Annotated in this window: 14 protein-coding genes; 8 read left to right on the forward strand and 6 right to left on the reverse strand. The window is 63.7% G+C overall.

Annotation, left to right across the window (positions count from 1 at the left end):
• Window positions 1-120: 120 nt before the first annotated feature.
• From P9254_RS21655 to tssI, 3 genes are read right to left on the reverse strand one after another with little or no spacing between them, the layout of a single operon-like run.
• Entirely contained in the window at window positions 121-456 is a 336-nt protein-coding gene (locus P9254_RS21655; protein ID WP_095825717.1) for a hypothetical protein, read from the reverse strand.
• Window positions 456-881 (reverse strand): DUF6484 domain-containing protein, encoded by a 426-nt coding sequence (locus tag P9254_RS21660; RefSeq protein ID WP_095825718.1) that lies wholly within the window; start codon window positions 879-881, stop codon window positions 456-458. The genes P9254_RS21655 and P9254_RS21660 overlap by 1 nt, the downstream gene beginning before the upstream one ends.
• Window positions 882-893: 12 nt before the next feature.
• On the reverse strand, window positions 894-3,221 hold the full coding sequence (tssI, locus tag P9254_RS21665) for a type VI secretion system Vgr family protein (RefSeq protein WP_278055233.1): 2,328 nt from the start codon (window positions 3,219-3,221) through the stop codon (window positions 894-896).
• A 308-nt stretch (window positions 3,222-3,529) separates the two neighbouring features.
• On the opposite strand from tssI, the gene tagH reads away from it, so the two are divergent.
• From tagH to P9254_RS21700, 7 genes are all read left to right on the forward strand, one after another.
• Window positions 3,530-4,612 carry a type VI secretion system-associated FHA domain protein TagH gene (tagH, locus tag P9254_RS21670; RefSeq protein ID WP_278055235.1) on the forward strand — a complete coding sequence of 361 codons (1,083 nt, stop codon included), beginning with the start codon at window positions 3,530-3,532 and terminating at the stop codon, window positions 4,610-4,612.
• A gap of 274 nt (window positions 4,613-4,886) precedes the next feature.
• On the forward strand, window positions 4,887-6,413 hold the full coding sequence (gene tssL / locus P9254_RS21675) for a type VI secretion system protein TssL, long form (RefSeq protein ID WP_278055237.1): 1,527 nt from the start codon (window positions 4,887-4,889) through the stop codon (window positions 6,411-6,413).
• Window positions 6,414-6,438: 25 nt separating this feature from the next.
• A complete protein-coding gene (gene tssM, locus P9254_RS21680) occupies window positions 6,439-9,969 on the forward strand; it encodes a type VI secretion system membrane subunit TssM (RefSeq protein ID WP_278055239.1) in 3,531 nt (1,176 codons plus the stop codon).
• Between the two features lie 153 nt (window positions 9,970-10,122).
• Entirely contained in the window at window positions 10,123-10,887 is a 765-nt protein-coding gene (locus tag P9254_RS21685) for a PP2C family protein-serine/threonine phosphatase (protein WP_066989102.1), read from the forward strand.
• 5 nt (window positions 10,888-10,892) lie between these two features.
• Window positions 10,893-13,526: a serine/threonine-protein kinase gene (locus P9254_RS21690; protein WP_278055240.1), complete on the forward strand. Its 2,634-nt coding sequence runs from the start codon at window positions 10,893-10,895 to the stop codon at window positions 13,524-13,526.
• Between the two features lie 101 nt (window positions 13,527-13,627).
• On the forward strand, window positions 13,628-14,038 hold the full coding sequence (locus P9254_RS21695) for a DUF1036 domain-containing protein (protein ID WP_278055241.1): 411 nt from the start codon (window positions 13,628-13,630) through the stop codon (window positions 14,036-14,038).
• Complete coding sequence (locus tag P9254_RS21700) at window positions 14,035-16,458, forward strand: peptidoglycan DD-metalloendopeptidase family protein (protein WP_278055242.1); 2,424 nt, start codon at window positions 14,035-14,037, stop codon at window positions 16,456-16,458. The genes P9254_RS21695 and P9254_RS21700 overlap by 4 nt, the downstream gene beginning before the upstream one ends.
• A 54-nt stretch (window positions 16,459-16,512) precedes the next feature.
• Here the strand turns inward: P9254_RS21700 and P9254_RS21705 are convergent, their stop codons facing one another.
• A complete protein-coding gene (locus P9254_RS21705) occupies window positions 16,513-17,046 on the reverse strand; it encodes an OmpA family protein (protein WP_170950256.1) in 534 nt (177 codons plus the stop codon).
• Between the two features lie 111 nt (window positions 17,047-17,157).
• On the opposite strand from P9254_RS21705, the gene P9254_RS21710 reads away from it, so the two are divergent.
• Window positions 17,158-17,787: a DUF6931 family protein gene (locus P9254_RS21710; RefSeq protein WP_278055244.1), complete on the forward strand. Its 630-nt coding sequence runs from the start codon at window positions 17,158-17,160 to the stop codon at window positions 17,785-17,787.
• 73 nt (window positions 17,788-17,860) lie between these two features.
• On the opposite strand, the gene P9254_RS21715 is transcribed toward P9254_RS21710, so the two are convergent.
• Together P9254_RS21715 and P9254_RS21720 are read right to left on the reverse strand one after the other, a co-directional pair.
• Complete coding sequence (locus P9254_RS21715; protein WP_127323982.1) at window positions 17,861-18,151, reverse strand: hypothetical protein; 291 nt, start codon at window positions 18,149-18,151, stop codon at window positions 17,861-17,863.
• A gap of 14 nt (window positions 18,152-18,165) precedes the next feature.
• The gene (locus P9254_RS21720) at window positions 18,166-20,715 is read right to left on the reverse strand and encodes a caspase family protein (protein ID WP_278055245.1); all 2,550 of its coding nucleotides are present in this window, start codon (window positions 20,713-20,715) and stop codon (window positions 18,166-18,168) included.
• Between the last annotated feature and the right edge of the window lie 133 nt (window positions 20,716-20,848).

Here is a 20,848-nt window from a genome sequence, read left to right on the forward strand (position 1 = left end):
TGCAATCTGTTCTCCCCAACAGAATGCAGAAACTACTTCACTGCCGCAGGCTATGGACTCACATGAAAATCCGCCGCTCTAGCTTAAGTGAATACGCGCCGAAATAGGCCGCCGAGTTGGCTATTCTCTATTGGCGACGAGCCATGCGCGAACTCTGGCGGCGTCAAGATCAGCGATCCTCGGCGGATTGGACACAGACAACATGCGAACTACAAACAATTCTCCCAGTTCGGGGTATTCATCGTAACGCTCCTTCGCAATTTCGCTGCCAATTTCACCTGCTTCCCTTAATCCATCAAGATGCGCCTCCAGTCTCTCTATCAGACGGCCAAGGCGCACGTCATCCATGTCAGGATTTTCGGCAGGGTGGAGTAGATGGTAGTCGTAAACGGTCCATAAGAATGCCGCCATCTCGGCATGCTGACGGACAATTTCGCGAAGAACTGGCGCGGGCATCAATTCAAATTGACCGAGCCGCCGCGGATACGGTTTGCCGCGCTGGCGTGGCTTGTCAAATACGTACCCCGTATTGTGATGTGGCCATCCTTCTCCATGACGATGGTCGCCTTGCCGCAGCGAAGCTCGATACGCTCGTTGGCGCTAATTCGGATTCGATCACCGTCTCGAATCACCGTCGAAGTATCCGACTTGGGAACGGAATCAATGATGCGCCCCACGATAAGCGGTCGACCGGGATCTCCGTCTTGAAACAGCAGAGCTACCTCTGCGCCAATCATTTCCGAAGTGAGTTCTGCAAGGCTACGCGCGGGAACAGCCGTCTCTCGCAGGTTGCCCGGAAAGACGACCAAGGGGGCATTCTCGCCGAAGCCCAGGAATATACCGATCACAACTCCGTCGATCCGTTCGGCCGTCCGTGTCATTTTTTAACGCCCTCAATTCTGCTTTATTTCCGAACCTTTCATCGTGATATCGCTAGAAGCCTTCACGTTGATCTTACCCGATCCTTTGACCGTGATATCCTTGCCTTCGATCGTGATCGTGCCGTCCTTCTTCATGCCGATTGCAGCTGATCCGCACTTGATGACGATTGAGTCTCCCGCGTCGATCACCAAATCTTTCCCAACTCTGATAGCACCGTCTTCGTTAATCTCGACCACGCTGCCCTTGCCAATCTTCAGTGCGCGTGCGCCAGCCACTTGCGTAGCATCGTCTTCTGCAATTTTGGCGCTGCGGCCCTTGCCGATTTCAGTAGTCTGACCGCCTCCAATTTTGAAACTCTGATCGGCGCCGACATTGACGCTTTGCCCGGTTCCGATGTTCCAGCTATCAGCCGCTCCAATATCGTGGCTCTGCCCAGTTCCTACCGTCACGCTCCGCGACGCGCCGATCGTGTTCGTCTGCGAAGCGCCCACGGTCCTCGCTTCAGCCGCCCCCACGGTATCGACGCGCGCCGCACCCACCGTCACCGTCTGCACCAGCCCCACCGTCTGCGAGTGGTTGGCGTCGATATTCTCCGTCGAATTCGCCACGACATGGATGGTCTCATTCGCATGGACCGTTAGCTTACGGTTCGCGCCCACCGTTTCGGTGTCGTTGCTGCCGATGTTGGTGGTCTGGTCGACGCCGATCTTGACCGTCTTGTTGTTGCCGACGTCCTCATCGAGGTTGTGGCCGACGGAGTGCTTGGCGTCATGGTCGATGCGGTCGGACTGGTCGTGCTGGACCAGCTTGTTGCGGTCGTGCTTGATCAGCAGATGGTGGTCTTTCTGCGCCTGGAAATTGACCAGCTCGGAGCCGGCCTTGTCCTCGAACATCAGCTCATTGTAACCGCCGCCGCCCTTCGAGGAATTGGACTTCCAGCCCGATTGCGTCGCATTGCCCGGCAGCCCGTAGGGCGGCATCTGCGACGCGTTGTAGACCCGGCCAGTGATGATCGGCAGGTCCGGGTCGCCTTCGATGAAGTCGACGATCACCTCCTGGCCGATGCGCGGGATCTGGATAAAGCCCCAGCCGCTGCCGGCCCAGGTTTGCGACACCCGCACGAAGCAGGAAGAGTTCTGGTCCTTCTTGCCGAGGCGGTCCCAGTGGAACTGCACCTTCACGCGCGCATACTTGTCGGTGAAGATTTCTTCGCCCGAAGGGCCGACCACCGTCGCCGTCTGCGGACCGCGCATGATCGGTCGCGGCGTGATGCGCGGCGGCCGGTAGGGCAATTTGGTGGGCGCCACGCCGAGCACCACCTTGAAATTCTCGCTATGGGCCTCGTTCTGGGTCCGGTAGCCCGGGTCGAACAGCCGGTATTCGGCGCTGATCACCAGATAGTCCTGGTTCTGGTCGTCGCGCGGAAAGCTTTCCAGCTTGAACTTGCAGCCGGAGAAAAGGCCGCGCACGGTGCCCACCGCCGTGCTGCGCTGGTGCACTGCCTGGAGTTCCTCGCGGCGAATTCCCGCAATCGTGTCGCCTCGCCCGACGTCGAGATGCGCGCCGGGCTGACGGTAGTTCTCGCCCGCGGCCTCCTTGTGGCTGAACGGCTGGGCGGACTTCGCCATCAAATCCGCGCCGGGCTTCTCGAAATCATAGTCGGTGTGTGCATAGGCCCCCGGCCGCACCGCGCTGCCGGGAATCCATTCGGTGATGTATTCGACGTCGCGCCGCGAGCCCTGGCCCTCGAAATTGTAGAGCACCTTCTCGTAGCCGGGTGCCGGCTTCAGCTTGCTCATCGCGTCGCAGAGCACCAGGGTATGCTTGCCCTCGTCATGCTCGAAGAAATAGAAGATGCCCTCGTGCTCGAGCAGCCGCTGCACGAAATCCAGATCGCTTTCGTCATACTGGACGCAATATTCGCGCTGCGGGTAAGACCCTTGCAGCCGCTTCTCGAATTTCGCGATGCCGTATTTCGAGAAGATTTTCTCGACGATCTCGACCGCCGTCATATTTTGAAAGATGCGGCAATCGGTGGTGTTGCCGAGGAACCAGAGCCATGGCCTGACCATCGCCTCATAAAAGCCGAGCCTGTCCTCGATGCGGATGAGCTTGAATTCCGACACAAGCCCGCTGAACCAGCGTTTCGGATCGGATTCGCCCTCGACCGAAACGACGCCGCCCAGCATCTTCAGCGGATCGACGTCGTGGCTTTTGGAGACGAAGCCGACCGTATAGGCGAAACAACGGCTGATCTCGTCGCGCCCGACGAGATGGGTGAAGGTCAGCACATCGCCGCCAACGGGCGTCTGCACAACCGTGGCGCGTTCGTTCGGCATGGGTCGTGCCCCTCCTGGACGCGGCCGCCAGTATGATGGATTAAAGCTCCCGCTATGTTAACCGCATCACGTTCGGGAACTTTTCGCACCCACCGCACCGGACCGTTTTCAGCGTAGCACATGTTTGGTGGCGGCCAAACAACAGCTGTGGCTAAACCCGCCAAGCGCCGGTGTGAAACGCTCCTCTCCCGCCGCGCTCGCAAGCTGCTAGAATGCCAGAGCAATTCCCGGAACACCGCATAGCGATTTTCCGTTCGGAGTTGCGTGAAAAATAAGCATTTGTTGACCAAGTTCGGCGACGCTTCCGGATGTTCATCTCGCTCCAGATCAGCAATGTCGACAGGCTGCCATCCGGCGCCGCCGCGAGCTACGCCGCCCGCGACCGCAGTTTCGAGATCGGGCGCGAGAATTGCGACTGGACGCTTTCCGATCCGGACAAGATCATCTCGGGCCGGCATTGCGAAGTCCGCTTCCAGGCGGGCGGCTTCTGGCTCTACGACATCTCGCGCAACGGCACTTTCGTCAACGGCTCCAGTCAGCGCATGGCCGGTCCGCACCGGCTGGCGCATGGCGATCGGATGCTGATCGGCCGCTATGTCGTTGCGGTATCAATTGACGAGGAAGGCGCCGCCGCCGGCCACCCGCGAACCCGGCCCGCGTCGACTCAACGCGAGCTGCCGCCATCGACGGGCAGACCGCTGGAGCTCGGCAAAGAGCCCTTCTTCAGTCGGACGGAACAGCGGCCCGGGCCGGGAGCGGCATCGACATCTTCGGCGCTGCGTCTGCCCCCAGCGCCGGCAAAGCCGGGTAGGCAGCCGGCGGGAACCGAAATGCTGCTGCAGGACATCGCGAAGGCGGCCGGCATTCCGCCCGACCTGCTTCAATCGCGCGATCCGCATGAGGTGGCCGCCGAGATCGGTACCGTGCTCAGGACCACGATCGAGCAACTTTCGCTGCTGCTCAAGGCGCGCGCGGCGGCCAAGGTGCTGGCCAAGAGCGCCAACCGCACGATGATCGGCGCCGAAAACAACAACCCGCTGAAATTCGTTCCCGGCACCGACGACATACTGGAGATCATGTTCGCCAAACGCCGGACCGGCTATCTCGACGCCGCGCACAGCGTCGAGGACGCCTTCCGGGACCTCAAGACGCATGAATTGGCAACTTACGCCGCCATGCAGGCAGCGCTTTCCAGGCTGCTCGACGACCTGTCGCCGGAGGCCATCGCCAGGAAGCTGCCGCCGGCCTCCTTCTCATCCAAGAAGAGCCAGGCGTGGGATGCCCTCGTCGCCACCTGGCGGACGATGGAGGAGAAGCATGAAAACGGCATGCTCGACGTCTTCCTGGCCTATTTCAGCGAAGCCTACGCCAAGGCCAGCAAGCAGAAGTAGTAGACCGGGGCTATGTGACGGGTCTCACAGAAGAAAGCGCTGCTTCGAGCATCCTGCTTTCCGATTTCAATCAGCTGCCTGTACGGTTAGGATAACGTACGGAAGCTTGCCTGGCGGGCAAAGCGGCGTGGCTTGGGGCGTGTGCAGCAATGTCATGTTTCGGCGAGATGAGCCTTTCCATCCGGCCCGCCCCCAAAGCTCGGCATGAAAAGCCGGCAGCCGACCTCATTTCCCGTCAAGGAAATGTTCGCCGCGCCACGACGGTGGATCGACGATGAGTTCGAAGGACGATCCCTCCCGGCCGGCGGACAAGACCGTCATCCGAGCGCCACGGCCTAGACAACGCTCGCCCGCGGCTCCCGCGAGTTCCTCGTCGGCTGGCGCTGAGCCCGCTGCGACACCCGCCAGGGAATCGACGGTTTTCGACCCCGGCGTCGGCCGGCGGATGCCGACAGGCTGGTCCTCCGGAACCGTGGTCGTTCAAAACCCGGTTCCCGGGGCTGCCGCTGCAGCGGCGGCGCCCGCGTTGCAACAGGGAATCCTGCTTAGTGCCGCGGATGGCGTGAATTACGCCGCGGCAAATCCAATCCTCGCGGCCGCGGCGCCCTTGCTGGTGCTGTTCAGCCAGTTGCGGCTGATGCCGGTCGAGCGGCAGGCGGCCCCTTTGGCAGAACACATCACCGAAGCGATCGAGACATTCGAGCGGGAGATGGCGAAAGCCGGCATCGCCGAGGAAGACGCGCGGATTGCTAAATTTGCTCTATGCGAGACCGCCGACGATCTGGTCGGCAACCTGCCCTGGCCGAAGGACGAGGGCTGGATCGGGCACAGCCTGGTGGCGCGGTTCTTCCACACAAAGCCCACCGGGGGAGCCGGTTTCTACGAGGCGCTGAACAATATCCTGGCCCGGCCGGAGGGTCATCACGACCTCCTCGAACTGATGCATGCGTGCCTGTCGCTCGGGTTCGAGGGCCAGTATCGTGGGAGGGTCGGCGAACGGGACGCGCTCGAACGCGTCCGGCGCGACGTCTACGACACGATCCGCTATTTTCAACCGCGCGCCGGGGACGACATCTCGCCCCATTGGCAAGGCATGGCGGCGGCGCTGTCAAAGCCCCGGGCGCGGTTGCCGCTATGGGCGGTCGCGGCCGCCGCGGCGACGCTGGTGACGGCGGCCTTCTTCGGGCTACGGATCCTGATCACCGACGAGGGCGACGCAACAGCCGGCGAATTGCTGGCGCTCAATCCCTCGACGCCGGTCACCATCGAGCGCGCGAGCGTCGCTCCGGTTGCCGAGCCGGCTGTAGCCGCTCCGCCGGAAGCCACCCCGCCGCCTCCTGCCGTTCCCACCGTAACCCAGATCGACCGCATACGCGCCGCGCTCGCCAGCGAAATCGCCGGCGGCGGGCTGACGGTCGGCACCAAGGGCAACTTCATCGTGGTCGAAATCAGCAACCAGCTCTTGTTCACGCCCGGGCAAGCCGAGCTGAAGCCGGAGTTCCAGCCCATCGCCGCGGACATCGCCACGGCTCTCGATGCCGAGCCCGGACCAATATGGATCGTCGGCCACACCGACAATGTGAAGCCGAAGAAGTCGAGCCAGTTCAAATCGAACTTCGATCTTTCCGTCGCGCGCGCCAAAGCCGTCCAGTCAATGGTGGCGAACGAGCTCAAAGACCCATCGCGGGCCGCGGTCGACGGCAAGGGCGAGGACGAACCGATCGCCGACAATGCGACGGCTGATGGCCGCGCCAAAAACCGCCGCGTCGACGTGATGATCCCGAAGGAGGAGACGTTGTGAGCGCGCGCGGCGGGGAGCGGCACTGATGCGCTGGGTGCTGCGGCTGTTCAGCCTGCTCGCGCTTGCCGGCTTCTCGGCTGCGGTCTGGTATGCCGGGCCGCTGATCCAGTATGCCGATACACGTCCGCTCGGACCGGTCTGGCTCCGGACAACGATCATCGACGTGGCCGTCGCGCTGCTCGCGCTCTTCTACGGCATCCGCTTCTGGCAAGCGCGCAAGGCGCAGAACGCGCTTGAAACGGGCATCGTACGCAGCGGCGACCGCAACGACGATTCAGAGGTGCTCGAGGCGCGTATGAGCGAGGCCATCGCGACCCTGAAGCAGTCGAGCGGCAGGCGCAACTTCCTCTATGAGATCCCGTGGTACATCATCATCGGCCCGCCGGGCGCCGGCAAGACGACGGCGCTGGTCAATTCGGGGCTAAAATTTCCGCTTGCCGGCTCCGGCAATGCCCAGCCGCTGGCCGGAGTCGGCGGCACGCGGTCCTGCGACTGGTGGTTCACCGAGGATGCCGTGCTGATTGATACGGCCGGCCGCTACACGACGCAGGATTCGGATGCCGAGCGCGACAAGGCGAGCTGGCTCCGCTTCCTTGGACTGCTCAAGAAGTACCGCACCCGGCAGCCGATCAACGGCGTGATCCTCGCAATCAGCGTCGCCGATCTGATCGGCTTCGACGACCAGCAGTTCGACGCGCATGTCACCGAGATAAGAAGCCGGCTGCGGGAGCTGCACGAGACGCTGAAGATCCAGTTCCCGGTCTACCTGCTCTTCACCAAGGCGGACCTCGTTGCCGGCTTCATGGACTATTTCGGCGATCTCGACGAGGCCCGGCGGCGCAAGGTCTGGGGCGCGACGTTCCAGACCACCGACCGCAACAGGAACATGGTCGGCGAAACCTCGGCCGAGTTCGACGCGCTGGCCAGGCAGCTTGCGGACGAGATCGCCGACCGCCTGCAGGACGAGGCCGATCCGGTGGCGCGCATCGCGATCTTCGGCTTCCCGGCCCAGTTCGTCGCGCTGCGAACCCGCGTCGTGCGGTTCGTCACAAGCCTTTTCGATGCCTCGCGGGCCCAGGTGAATGTCAGCCTGCGCGGCTTTTATTTCTCTTCGGGCACGCAGGAAGGAACACCGATCGACCAGGTGCTGGGCGCGATCGGCCGCAATTTCGGCAGCGCTTCGCAGGCGCATCTTTCCGGTACCGGCAAGAGCTTTTTCCTGCATGATCTTCTGGCGAAGGTGATCTTCCCCGAGGCCGGCTGGGTCTCGTTCGACAGGACAGCGGAGCGGCGCGCCAGGCTCGCCAGGTTCGGCAGCCTCGCCGCAATCGCATTGGCAGCTTTTGCAGCGCTCGGCGTGCTGGGCCTCAGCTACTTTGCCAACGAGTCGCTGATCGGCTCCACGAGACAGGCGATGGCGCAGTATCGGGACGGCGCGGATTCGCTGCTCAGGAGCACGACCGTTACCGATGTCGACCTCGAAAACGTCATCGGCCCGCTCGATCAACTGCGCAACCTGCCGGCGGGATATGAGACCGCCGGCCAAACGAAGCCGATCGAGGAGAGTTTCGGGCTCAGCCAGCGGGAGAGGCTTCTGTCGGCGTCCAAATCCGCCTATCGGCAGGCGCTGGAGCGTAGCTTCCGCTCGCGTCTGCTGGTTCAGGCGGAGCGCACGATCCAGGCCAAGATGGCCGACCCGATCGCGCTCTACGAACCGTTGAAGATCTATCTGATGCTGGGCGGCAAGGCGCCCAAGGTCGACGACGAGCTCATCGTCTCCTGGATGAAGCAGGATTGGGAGGAAAACCGCTACCCCGGCGAGAACAACCGCGAAGGCCGCGCGCAGCTCGAAAAGCATCTGCGCGCCATGCTGGCGCTCGACGATGCCTACGACCCGGTGTTCGAGCTCAACCAGCCGCTGGTCGAGGCCGCGCAACGCTCGCTCGGACGCATGAGCCTTGCCGACCGCGCGTCGGCGCTGATCAGATCGGCGGTCTATGCGGCAAGGCTCCAGGATTTTTCCGTTGCCGCCAAAGCCGGTCCGGAGGCGCAGCTGCTGTTCGAACGCATGGACGGCGCAGAGCTCGCCGACCTTGGCGTTCCCGGCCTCTACACCAAGGCGGGGTTCAACGGTTTCTACCTGCCGCAGCTCTCGCGCATCGCGCAAATGCTGGTCGATGACCAGTGGGTTCTCGGCGGCGGCGGCGAGCAGGGCGGCATCGATCAGGACCTGCCCAGGCTCGGCCCCGAACTCATCGATCGCTACGGCAAGGAGTTCGCCTCCGCCTGGAACGGCGCGCTCGACCAATTGAAATTCAAGGCGATGCTGAAGGACAAGCCGCAATATATCACGCTCTCGGCCGCCGCCTCGCCGGACTCGCCGCTGGACCGGCTGTTCACGGCCATTGCCGATGAAACCGCCCTGACAAAAGACGGCGCCGCCTTCGCAGGCGACACCGGAACGGCGCAGCAGGACCCGGTCGTTATGGCCAAGGGTCTCGCCCGCATCGGTCTGCAGATCGCCGGCGGCAAGTCGCAGAGCCGCGCCGGGGCAAGCTCGTCCGCCACGCAGAATGTCGGCGCCACCGTCGAGGCGCAGTTCAGGCCGTTCCAAGCGCTGGTGAGCGGCTCCAGCGGTCGCCGCCCGCTCGATGCGCTGACGCAAAACTTCCACGACATCTACCAGAGCGTGAAGCTGGCAGCGGATGTCCCCGCGCAGACGGAGCGCGTCAACGCGAACCTGAAGCTGCAGATTTCGACGATGCGCGCCAATGCCTCGCGCCTGCCCAAGCAGCTCGCGCGCATGGTCGACGCGGCGGCGGACGAGTTCGAAGGCAATGTCGCCGAGACTTCGGTAGCCAACCTCAACCAGATGCTCGACGAGACGGTCACGCGCCCCTGCGAGGAAGCCGTCAACGGCCACTATCCCTTTGCCGGCGACGGCAGCGAGGAAATCTCTCTTGCCGATTTCGCCAAACTGTTCGCACCGGGCGGCCTGATGGACCGGTTCTTTGCGCAGAACCTGGCGCCGCTGATCGACATGACAGGCCAGGACTGGACCTGGAAGCAGGAGGCCCGTTCCAGCCGCGACCTCGCCAAATCGACCTTGAAGGCGTTCCAGGCGGCGGCGGAAGTCCGCAGCGCCTTCTTCCCCTCCGGCGGTTCGGCGCCGTCGGTCTCGATCACCTTCACGCCCTCCTCTCTGAACAGCGAGGTCGACAGCGCGGTGCTCAACATAGATGGGCAGACGGTGCAAAGCACGCAGGCCGGCAATGCGCCGAGCACGGTGACATGGCCGGGCGGCGGCGCTTCCGGATCCGCGAGCCTCAGCCTGACGCCGGAGATGCCCGGCCGCGAGTCCGCCCTCAAATTCGAAGGGCCATGGGCTCTGAAGCGCCTGCTGGACAAGGCGAGCGTCACCAGCAACGGCGCCGGCGCCGAGGCGCGCTTCGTGATCGGCGGACGCGACGTCGCCTACAAGATGGAGAGCGGCTCTGGCGCCAATCCCTTCCTGCTCCCGGCGCTGTCCGGGTTCAGCTGTCCGAAGGCATTCTGAGATGGCGCCGTCATGGTCGATCGGATCGTTCCCGAGCAGCACCGTCTCCCGCCTTCATTTTGATACTCTAAAGTATGCGCTTGTGGCAAACTGGCCTGGGCACGCGGCCCATCGTTCGTCACAGAGGACGCTCGCGAAGCGCTTGGTGGCAAATTGAGCACTGTCGCCCTTTCCATTGAGAGTTTCGGCGTCAGCCACAAAGGCTGTGTGCGCGACCACAACGAAGACAACTATCTGGTCGAGCAACAAGCCGGCCTTTGGGTGGTGGCCGACGGAATGGGCGGCCATGAGGCCGGCGAGGTCGCTTCGGCCAGCATCGTCGACCACCTGGCGACGATCGGCATTGCGAGCTCGGCGCCGGACCTTCGCGCCCGTTTCGAGGACCGGCTGAGCCGCGCCAATGCCGAGATCCGCAACATATCGCGTTCGCGCGGCATCACCATCGGCTCCACCTTCGCCGCCCTGCTCGCCATGGAGGGGCGGTTCGCGGGCCTGTGGGCCGGCGACAGCCGCATCTATCTGGTACGCGGCGGCGCCATCTCGCAGATTTCCAGGGATCATACCGAAGTCCAGGAGCTGCTAGACCGGGGCATGATCAGCGCCGAGGAAGCGCTCACCTGGCCGCGCCGCAATGTGATCACCCACGCCGTCGGGGTCAGCGACGAACTCGAGATCGATTTTCAGCAAGGCGAGCTGATGCCGGGGGATATCTTCGTATTGAGCACCGACGGGCTCACCGCGCATGTCAGCGACGCGGAGATCGAAGCGGCGGTGAAGTCCGCGCCGCCGCAAGCCGCGTGCGAGAAGCTGCTGGAGACGGTGCTGGCGCGCGGCGGAACGGACAATGTCACCATCGTGCTGGTCAGGATCGGCGACGGACGCAACGGACCGCTCGATGCGGATCGGTCCAGGGGCTGAGACAGATGAGCGACGACGACAGGACGCGGATTTCGCCGAACCTCGCAAATACCGGCGTCGGCACGCAGCTCAGCGGCATCTACGAGCTCGACGAGCGCATCGCATCCGGCGGCATGGGCGAAGTCTATCGCGGCCACAATATCCAGACCGGCGACCATGTCGCGATCAAGATCGTGCTGCCCGAGTTCGCGCGCGACCAAACCATTCTGTCGCTGTTCCGCAAGGAAGCCTCGATCCTCAACCATTTGTCGCATGACGCGGTGGTGCGATACCACGTCTTCACCATCGATCCGGGGATCGGCCGCCCCTACCTGGCGATGGAGTTCGTCGACGGCCAGTCGCTGTTCGATGTCATGCGGCGCGGCCCGATGGCGCCACCGGACGTGCGTCGGCTTTGCCATCGCCTCGCCTCGGGCCTGAGCGCCGTCCATCAGGCCGGCGCGGTCCACCGCGACCTTTCGCCCGACAACATCATCCTGCCGGGCGGCCGGGTCGAGCGAGCCAAGATCATCGACTTCGGCATCGCGCGCTCGGCGAATGTCGGCGGCGAGACGCTGATCGGCGGCAAATTCGCCGGCAAATACAATTACGTCTCTCCCGAACAGCTCGGCCTTTATGGCGGGGAGGTCAGCGAGCAATCCGATATCTACAGCCTCGGCCTGGTGCTGGCGGCCGCGCTGCGCGGGAAGCCGCTCGACATGAGCGGCTCGCAATATGAGGTCATCGAGAAGCGCCGCACCGTGCCGGACTTGTCGGACATCGATCCCGATTTCCGCGAACTCATCGAAGCGATGTTGCAGCCGGATCCTCAAGACCGGCCCGCCAGCATGGCCGAGATCGCCAGGGCAACGCGTGACGACGATCTCGACGCGACCTTGCCGCGGCCCGGATCGTTTGCTCCGCGGGAACGATCCGGCTTGCCGCGCGCCGGCTGGACGGCCTTGCCAAACACCAGTCCCCCGGCTTCTGCTGTTCCCGACGAACCGCGTTTCGTTCCGCATGTGCGGCCTGCGCACCTGTCGCAACCGAGGCCGGCGCCGGCGGCGGCTCCGGCCAGTGCGTCAAGCCGACCTGCGGAGCGAAAGCCCTCGCGGATCCCGGCCATAACGGGCGGCGTCGCGGTTCTGGCAGTCCTGGCGGCGGCCGGCGTCTATTTCAGCGACGCGTTGGTCACTCCGCCTGCCGTTGAAAAGCCTGGGCCTCTTACGCCGAAGCCGGCGGCAAAACCCGTCGCGGAAGCGCCCCAGCCGGTAGCGGAGGCATCGATGCCTCAGCCAGAGGCACCGCAACCTCGGCCGCAAGCGCCGGCCGAACCGCAGCCGGAAGCACGGAAGGCGGACAGCTCAGCCACCGTTGAGCCGGCAAAACCTGCCGCTCCGGCTCTGCCGCAACCGCAAGACACGACACAACCCGTCCAGAAGCAGGCCGAGACTGAGCAGAAGCCGACACAGCCTGCCCTGTCGGCTGCGCCGCAACCGCAGGACAAGACTGCCCAGAAACAGGCACAAGTAGAGACCGGACAGAAATCCGAGCCGACACCGCCTGCCCCTTCAGAGAGCCTGGCCAAAAACAACCAGGCGAAAGCCTCGCAGCCGGCGGAGGCCGAACCGGCTCAGCCGTCGGTCGAGAACTTGCCGGCACCCCTGCCGAAAGCAGCGGAAAACCAAAAGCCGTCGAGCCCGACAGCGGAAGCTGCTGCGGCGCCGGAAGCAAAACCGCCGGCGACGAAACCGAGCGCATCCGACCTCGTCGACGCTCTGTCCAAATTGTCGAAGTCGAAGACGCCGGCGCCGCAAGTTACGGAAAACCAAAATCAGGCGCCGGCTTCGACTGCGCGCCAGCCGGCAGCGCCCGAAGCGGCTACTCAGCCGGCAAGGCCGAAAGTCTCGACCACACAACCGGCACCACTGCCGCAGCCACCGCCGGCCAACAAGCCATCTCAAAATACCGACGTCGCAATCAATCTGCCAAAGCCCCAGGTTCCGCCGCCGTCAAACAAAACCGACGCGTTGGCTCAGCGCGCCTCCTGGGTGCGCGACTTCAGCGGCGGCAATTGCTTCTACGCGACCCTGACATCGGCAACGGGCACATCCGCGGCGATCGAGGGTTTCGGAACGGCCGTGCAGCCTTTCGAGCAACTGCTCGGTGCGTTCCAGTCCAGGTTCAACGTCGAGCCGGACATCAGCGTGCGCCTGATTACCCCATCACAATGCGGCGTACCCACCTTCCTGCACCTTCTCGACCGAAGCGAAGCTGAACGACCGCAGCTCGTGCTCGACCGGACATCGGTGCCCGACGGATCACCGATCAGCGGCACGCTGGTGACGCGCGGGGGGCTCATCTCCAGCGTGTTGCTGATCAACCACAATGGCACCGCCTTCAACCTCGACAGCCGCATGGTCGCGCAGCCGGACAGGGCGACCTTCAAGATCGCCATCGATCTCGCCGCTGACGACAAGGCGGCCGGCAAGGCTTTGCCTCAGGTCATCCTGGTGATCACCGGGCCACGGGACGTCCAGGCCGCGATGTTCGCGGGCCCGACCCCCGCCTCGGAAGTGCTGCCCCGGATCCTTAAGGAGATCCAGACGGACGATTCCGGATTTTCGGCCACCGCCAAGTATTTCCGGCTTGGCGGATAGCGCGGACGCCGATGGTTCTCTGCCGCCTGCTCTCTTCCACCCTTTCCCAGTCACGCAAGGAGCGCGGACCGATCCGGCCTGTTGCTGATCGCATCGGCCGCATGAAGCTTGCTGCGCTTGCCGGCATGGCTTTGCTCTCCGTCCTGTCCGTCAACAAGGCACATGCCGAATTCACCGTCTGCAACCAGACGCTCGACGTCGTCAACCTCGCCGTTGGACAGAAGGTCGACGATGCCGACCAGACCGACGGTTGGTGGACGATCGGCGCCAACCAGTGCGTCAACGTCATCCGCGAGGAGCTGACCAACCGCTACATCTACATCTACGCCACGGACGTCTTCGGCCATGCGATCCTCACCGGATCGATCGAGATGTGCATCGACCGGCGCCGCTTCTCGATCCGCGGCATCGACGAATGCTGGCAGCGCGGCCATATCGCGGCGCGCTTCGTTGAGGTCGACACGCAGGAGCAGGTGCGCTGGACCTATTTCCTGAGCGGGAACGGCCAGTGACGCACAGCATCGACACGAGCTTCAAACTGAAGAAGCAGGCGCGCCTTGCCGAGCGGCGGCGCAAGCTGTGGCGCTGGATTTTTTCCGGCGTTGCGGCACTCGTCCTCGTCTCGACAGCTACGGGTTTCTACCTCACACGCGATTACTGGTCCTTCGGCGACGAGGACGAGGAACTGCATCCGGTCGAGGGGATGGATGACGTGCCGCCCGACGCTTCGGTCTATGTGCCGGCCATCATCGACCTCGCCGGCGATCCGATGTGGATCACGCTCGCGCCCGATGCCGACACGGCCAAGGGCAAGACCGTCGCGCGCCCGGCCGAGCTCGACAGTTCCGGCGCCTCGCCGCAGATCGAAATCCTGTCCGATGTAATGTTGAGCGCCAGCGAAAAATTCATGACGACGATCCCCTCGACGCAGGAGGATTTCGCCTTCTTCCAGGCGCAGCGGCAGACCGTGCCGAAATCTCCTGCAACGGCGCCACAGGATCGGCAAGCCGCCCCCCTCGCTCCGGGCGCAGCCGACGACCAGCAAGGCGATCTTGAGAACGACCTTCAGGCCGCACCCGACGAGAGCGAAGCTCCTGCCAGTTCAGCGCCCAAGGCGGATGCCGATGATCCGGAAGCGGGCTGGGGCGAGACCGTCGACCAGGGCGAGGCCGCCCTTCCCGCTTTCAAGAAGACCCAGATCGAGAACAACACGACCGTTGCGACCGTCAGCAGCGAATACCAGCGCTTCGAGGCGACCGAGGACACATTCGTAAAAATCCTCAACGACCGCAGCCTGGACAGCGTCGTCGCCGATGCGCATTTCTCCGCCGACGACGCGAAGCTGGCGGGCGAAGCGCTGAAGACGCTGTTCAACCGTGACGGGCTGGGGGCGGGCTTTGTCGTGGCGATGCGCGGATTCAGGCCGAACCGCGAGACCACCACCATGTCGCTTATGCAGGTCTCGATCCACGCCAGGAATGTCTATGTCGGCACGCTGACGCGCAATGCTGCGGGCGCGTTCGTGTCGGGCGTCGACCCGTGGGTGCGGGAGGACCTTTTCAACTATTCAGGCGCATCCGACGAAGGCGGGCCCAAGCGCCAATATCGCCTGCTCGATGCGATATATTCGACGGCCGCCCGCAACAAGGTTCCGACCAGCGTGATCGGAGAGGCCATCATGTATCTGTCGCGAGGACAGGATCTCGACGCCTTCGCCAGCGAGGACCAGCGGCTGGTGCTGATCTACTCGCAGACGCCGCGCGGCCAGGGCGAAATCTCAGGACGGGTCCTCTATGTCGGCGTTCAGGGCACGGAGAAGACGCTCGACTGTTTCGTCTTCCAGCAGAGCGATGGCCAGTATGCGTGCGTGACGGGCAATGACGAGGTTCGCTCGCTCAACGTCACCAACGGCATGGTGACGCCGGTGAGCGGGGTGATGACCTCGACGTTCGGCCCGCGCAAACACCCGATCCTGGGCACCGTTCGCATTCATAAAGGCGTCGACTGGGCCGCTCCGGTCGGCACGCCGATCATGGCCGCCTTCGACGGCGAAATCACCTTCCAGGGCGATGGCGGCAGCTATGGCAATCTGGTGAAGATTGCACATGCCAGCGGGCGCGAGACGCGCTACGCGCATATGCAGAAATTCGCCATCGCGAGCGCCGTCGGCACCAAAGTGAAGGCCGGCGACGTCATCGGCTATATCGGCACCACCGGACTTTCGACCGGCCCGCACCTGCATTTCGAGCTCTACCAGAGCGGCCAGGCGATCGATCCGCTGGGTACGGTCACCACGGTCGCCACCTATGCGTCCGGCGGCGCCGGCGGCGGCTACGGCGATGCTGCCGTCGAGACGCTGACCGACCGCATCGTCCATGTCGAAAGCGGCGGCAAAGCGCGAGCCAAGAACCCGCTCTCCTCGGCGACCGGTGCCGGTCAGTTCATCACCAAGACCTGGATCCGGATGATGAACACCTACCGGCCCGATCTCGCCCGCTCGCTGTCGACCGCCGACCTGCTCGCGCTCCGCTACGATGCCACGCTGTCGCGCGAGATGGTGCGCAATCTGGCGCGCGAGGGCGAAGCCTATCTTCGCGCCCGCGGCCACCAGATCACCGCCGGGCGGCTCTATCTCTGCCATTTCCTGGGCATGGAGGGGGCTGCCCAAGTGCTGGGGGCGCCCGGCTCGGCGCAATTGAGCGCAGTGCTCGGCTCCGCCGTGATCCAGGCCAACCCTTTCCTTACCGGCAAGACCACCAGCTACGTCGTCGACTGGGCCGAGCGGAAAATGGGTCAGAAGGTGACCCGCTTGGCGTCGTCCGATCAGAACCAGCAGACGACCACGACCCAGGTCCGACAGACTTCGCCGGAGTTCGAGAAATACAAGCAGGCCGTCACGGCCCTGATAAGCTCGATCCAGGCGACCCTTTGAGGCTCTGTCGCGCTGCCGTCGATCGCTGTTCGCAGCGTGAGTGATTCGTGCGGCTTATTCCGTCCTGATCCGCATCTCGACCCGGCGGTTCACCGGATCGTAGGGATTGGCGACGCGCGGGTGGGACTTGCCGAGACCAATAGCTTCGAGCCGGGTGGCCTGTACGCCGTTCGCGGTCAGGAATGCGGCAACCGATTTCGCCCTGCGCTGCGACAGCTCCTGATTGTAGCGATCCGAACCCGAAGCATCGGTGTGGCCTTCGACAACGAAGCTGAACGAACTCAACCGGTTGTCTTTCAGCGCCTTGGCGAACTCGTCGAGCTCGGTGCGCGCGGTCTGGTCGAGCTGGGCGGAATCCAGCGCGAAATTGATCATCATGTCGAGCCCGGTTTTGGTCGGGGCCGCGGTCTGGTCGTTCTTGCTCTTGCACTCTTCTTCAGTGCCGACGCAGATGCCGCGCGTCGCGCCGAGATTGCCCGCGCCGGTGAAGAACTTCACGATGTCTTCGGATTTCTGAAGCGGATCAGCGGAAACGTGCGTCGAAAAAAGCACGGCCGCCAATGCAAAGGCTGAACTGGCCCACCGCATGACCGTTACTCCCTGTTTGAGCGGATCTCGCTGCGGCGGACGATAGCAAATCTCGCGCCGATTGTCTGTGAACAAACACACGCTGCGAGCGCCCGTCATTTGCTAAAGCTAATGCTTGACCAGCGCCTCCGCTGGGGCTTCAGTATCTCTATTCCTAATAAGGGCGTGGCAGCCATGGCGAGGGGGCTCCGGTTCAGGACGGCGCGGGATCTCTTCAGCGCTTGCCCGGCCATTGCCCGGGACATGAAAGCGGTCCCGACAGACCAACCCTCGATCGAGTTTTGCCGCGCGCTGCTCGCTGGACGCGTTCCGGAGGAGGCAATCACCTTCTGCGCCTATCTGCTGCCCGAGCGGGCCGCGATCTGGTGGGCGCATGAGTGCCTGGGCAACCTTGCCGAACTCCTCGGCGACACGGACCTCGAATTGCTGGGGCTCGTCGGCGACTGGGTCGACGAACCCGGCAATCCCGACCATCGCGAGGCGGTGGCCCAGGCCGTGGAGGTGCCGCCCGCGACGCCGGTTTCCTGGATCGCTTTGGCAGCAGGCTGGCGCGACGGCGGCTCGGGCATCGATCAGGCGACAGCCGAATTTCCGACCGCCCATGCCGTCAGCGCGGGGATTCTGGCAGGCCTTGCGCGGGTATCGCTCGCGGACCGGTTTGCCGTGCTTTCAGCCTTCGTCGAAATGGGCATCGAGATGGCGGAGATGGAGGCGCAGCAGCAACCGGCCGATGCTTACTAGCCAAGCCTGCTCAAACTAGCCAAGCCTGCTCGAATGTCGGCGATCACGTATAGCCGCCTTGCGCCCCTTGGGGTCAACCTCCCCAGCCGCCGCCACCACCACTATTGCCGCCGCTACCGCCTCCGCCCATCGCTGGAATAACTGGAGGCGGAGCTTCAGTTGTTACCTCCGCCGGTTCGATCGGCTTCTTCGCGGTGACCTTCTTCTGCTTGATCACCTTTGGCGTGGTCGTTGTCCGAACGACTTTTTGCTTCGTCGTCGGCTCCGGTTCGACCTGGGGCGTCACGGCGGTGCACCCCGCGACAGCCAGAACTCCAGTTAGGAATGTTACGATGATTGCCAGTTTCGATGCCCTGCCCACCATTGCCTCCTTGTTGATCAGAACAAGTCCCGACGCGGATTGGCTTGCTCCCAGACCGCTCTGGCCGTCTTGACCAGTTGAACGTCCAACGAGCCTTCCGCCGAAATCTTTGATTTGAGTTCCCCACGCAGCTGTTTCAGGGCCGCCGTTTTCGCTTTAGCTCCGAACTTCGCCAGCGTGGCCTTGGCATCTGGAATTTCGTTGCGAACATCGAGCGCCGCCGCGAAAGCAAGGTAACGTACGGCGAGAGGCTGGTCCGCCTTGTTGCCCCGCTGCAGTTCCAGGGCCGCGCGATCATATGCGGCCGACTGATCACCGCGGTCGGTCGCTACCTCGAAAAGGCGTTGCGCCTCAGCAAGGTCCTGCTGCACACCGACACCGTCCCTGTACATACGCGCCAAGCTGCCGGGAGCGTAGGGTTGGCCGAGATCCATGGATTTCTGGAAGAGTTCGAGCGCGCTCTTGGGATCCTTCTCAACCCCAGTGCCGGCGAGATAATTTCGGCCGAGCAGGTTCATCGAATACATGTCCTGCCGTTCGACGCCCGCTTTGAGGAAGGCCACGGCGCGAGCCGGATCGGCAGGTACGCCGTTACGACCTTCCGTAAAAATCGCGGCGAGGTCGTTCATGGCATAGGTGTGCCCCATCGCCGCCGCTTTGAGCAGCAGGTCCAGGCCCTTGGTGGCATCACGATCGACGCCATAGCCGTTGAACAAAGCGCGACCCCACGAGGTCATTCCATACGGATCGCCCTTGTCGGACGCTGCGGCATAGAAGGTATTGGCCTGCTTGCGATTGACGGGCATTCCCGTTCCCGTGGCGTTGAGATAGCCAAGCTCGAACACCGCCCGGACATGCCCCATGTCGGCAGCCTCCTGGATCGCCTTCTTGGCCTCGTCGACCTTGCCGGCAACAAGCAGCGCACGCCCGAGCTGGTAGCGGAAGCGGGCGACGTCGGGATAGGCTTTCACCGCTGCCCGGCAGACATCCACGGCGTTGCTGCTGATTTCGTTCGGCAGCAGGCCGGGGACGACGCCCTGCAGGTCGAGAGGCTCGCCGGCCTCCCTGTCACAGGCGTCGACGCTTGGCGACAGTTTCATCGTCGCCGGCTTCGACGGCGTGTTGTCGGCCCTTATTTCGAAGCCGACGCTCAGCGGCTTGACGGCGCCGATCTGGGGTTCGTAGCGCAAGTGGTCGACTTCATCGGCCATCAGGCTTGAATCCGGAGACAAGGTCCGGTCCGGCAGCGACAGCGTTCCCGTTGCCGGATAGCTTGCAAGCTTCACGCTGACGGCGGGATCCTTGGTCGGAAAAACGAGCTTCAGCGGCACGGGGCCGACACCGACCGGGACGCTTACGTCACGGTTCTCGATCGCCTCGGCGGCGCCGGTGATGTGAATGCCGCGCTCCAGCACCTGCTGCTCCTGCTCGGCCTCGAGCGAAGCCATGAGCTGCTGCCCTTCGGCCGCGTTCCCGTTCTTGACCCGAAACACCAGGATACCTTGGGATTGACCGCCCCAATTGTCATGCGTGGCATAGGCCAGCATGTCGACCTCTTCCTGCGCGCCGGATCCTTTCGGCACGTCCAGCTTAAGACGCGGCAGATCCTTGCCCGCAATCGGCTGGCCGACAGCGACAGGCTTGCCGTCCAGCGTCAGGCGTCCAAGCGCCGGCGGCCTTTCGATGCTGACGGTGACCGCGCCGCCGTCGACATCGACCGGCTCCGGCAGGTCAAGCGCCACCGGTCCGACGCCCGACGGCACGACCTTTTCCAGCACCGGCGGCAGTGCCGGTCGACTGGCGCGGCGCATCAGCACCACCTCGTCGATCAGCGACGAATTCTCCCAAGGAACCTGCTTGCCATCGGTGGCTTTGACCACGTCGCGGCGAACCGCCGCCATCACCGTGCGGATCTCCTGGTTGGGCGCCAGCGCCCGACGCGAGAAGGCGGACGAGAAGGGACTGAGATCGCTCGCTCCGTCATAGGCGACGGCTCCCGGCTCGGTGGCGAAGGCAATCAGCGTGTTCAGCGAGCTCTTCACCTGCGCAAGTCCGGTGCCGCCCGCGGCAATCAGCTGGTCCCGCAACCAATAGTCCTTGCGCGGGAACGGATTGTTGCGGCAGGCATCGAGGATGATCACCTGGATCTTCGATTTCGCCCGCAGCTGCTCCAGCACGTCGTCGAGCTTGATCGCCTGGACCTCGATGTCGGCCGCGGCCTTGAGCGAGGCATCGACCGGGATGAGGAAATTCTCGCCGCCGATCTGAAAACCGTGGCCCGAATAGTAGACGACGGCGAGATCGGCACCGTCCGCCGCGGCGAGATAGTTTCGGAACTGCTCCTCGAACCGAAGCTTGGTGAGATCCTTGGCGACGAACACGTCGAAGCCGGCCAGGCGGAATGTGTTCGACACATCCTCGGCATCCTTGTCCGGGTTCTTGAGAGCCGGGATGTCGCGGTATTCGGAATTGCCGATCACAAAGGCGACCCTGCGCTCCGCATGAGCTTCGAAGGCCGTGAAGCTCACGAGAACCAGGGCTGCAAGGAACGCGCAGCATCGCAGCATGGCAAATCCTTAACTGCTATGACCTGTCGGCCACAGGAACGCAGCTTGCGGCGCCGAGGTCTGTTAAAGAGTTCACAATCTGCCGGGACCAGAGCAGACCGCATGCATAACGACAGCGGGCATGCGTCTCATC

Source organism: Mesorhizobium sp. WSM4983, from assembly GCF_029625765.1.
Lineage (GTDB): Bacteria > Pseudomonadota > Alphaproteobacteria > Rhizobiales > Rhizobiaceae > Mesorhizobium.

Coding starts and splice junctions, on each gene's coding strand:
- tssM (WP_278055239.1), top strand. CDS start 6,439: ATGCGCTGGGTGCTGCGGCTGTTCAGCCTGCTCGCGCTTGCCGGCTTC.
- tssI (WP_278055233.1), bottom strand. CDS start 3,221: ATGCCGAACGAACGCGCCACGGTTGTGCAGACGCCCGTTGGCGGCGAT.
- P9254_RS21715 (WP_127323982.1), bottom strand. CDS start 18,151: ATGGTGGGCAGGGCATCGAAACTGGCAATCATCGTAACATTCCTAACT.
- tagH (WP_278055235.1), top strand. CDS start 3,530: ATGTTCATCTCGCTCCAGATCAGCAATGTCGACAGGCTGCCATCCGGC.
- P9254_RS21710 (WP_278055244.1), top strand. CDS start 17,158: ATGCTTGACCAGCGCCTCCGCTGGGGCTTCAGTATCTCTATTCCTAAT.
- P9254_RS21660 (WP_095825718.1), bottom strand. CDS start 881: ATGACACGGACGGCCGAACGGATCGACGGAGTTGTGATCGGTATATTC.
- P9254_RS21695 (WP_278055241.1), top strand. CDS start 13,628: ATGAAGCTTGCTGCGCTTGCCGGCATGGCTTTGCTCTCCGTCCTGTCC.
- tssL (WP_278055237.1), top strand. CDS start 4,887: ATGAGTTCGAAGGACGATCCCTCCCGGCCGGCGGACAAGACCGTCATC.
- P9254_RS21705 (WP_170950256.1), bottom strand. CDS start 17,046: ATGCGGTGGGCCAGTTCAGCCTTTGCATTGGCGGCCGTGCTTTTTTCG.
- P9254_RS21720 (WP_278055245.1), bottom strand. CDS start 20,715: ATGCTGCGATGCTGCGCGTTCCTTGCAGCCCTGGTTCTCGTGAGCTTC.
- P9254_RS21655 (WP_095825717.1), bottom strand. CDS start 456: ATGCCCGCGCCAGTTCTTCGCGAAATTGTCCGTCAGCATGCCGAGATG.
- P9254_RS21690 (WP_278055240.1), top strand. CDS start 10,893: ATGAGCGACGACGACAGGACGCGGATTTCGCCGAACCTCGCAAATACC.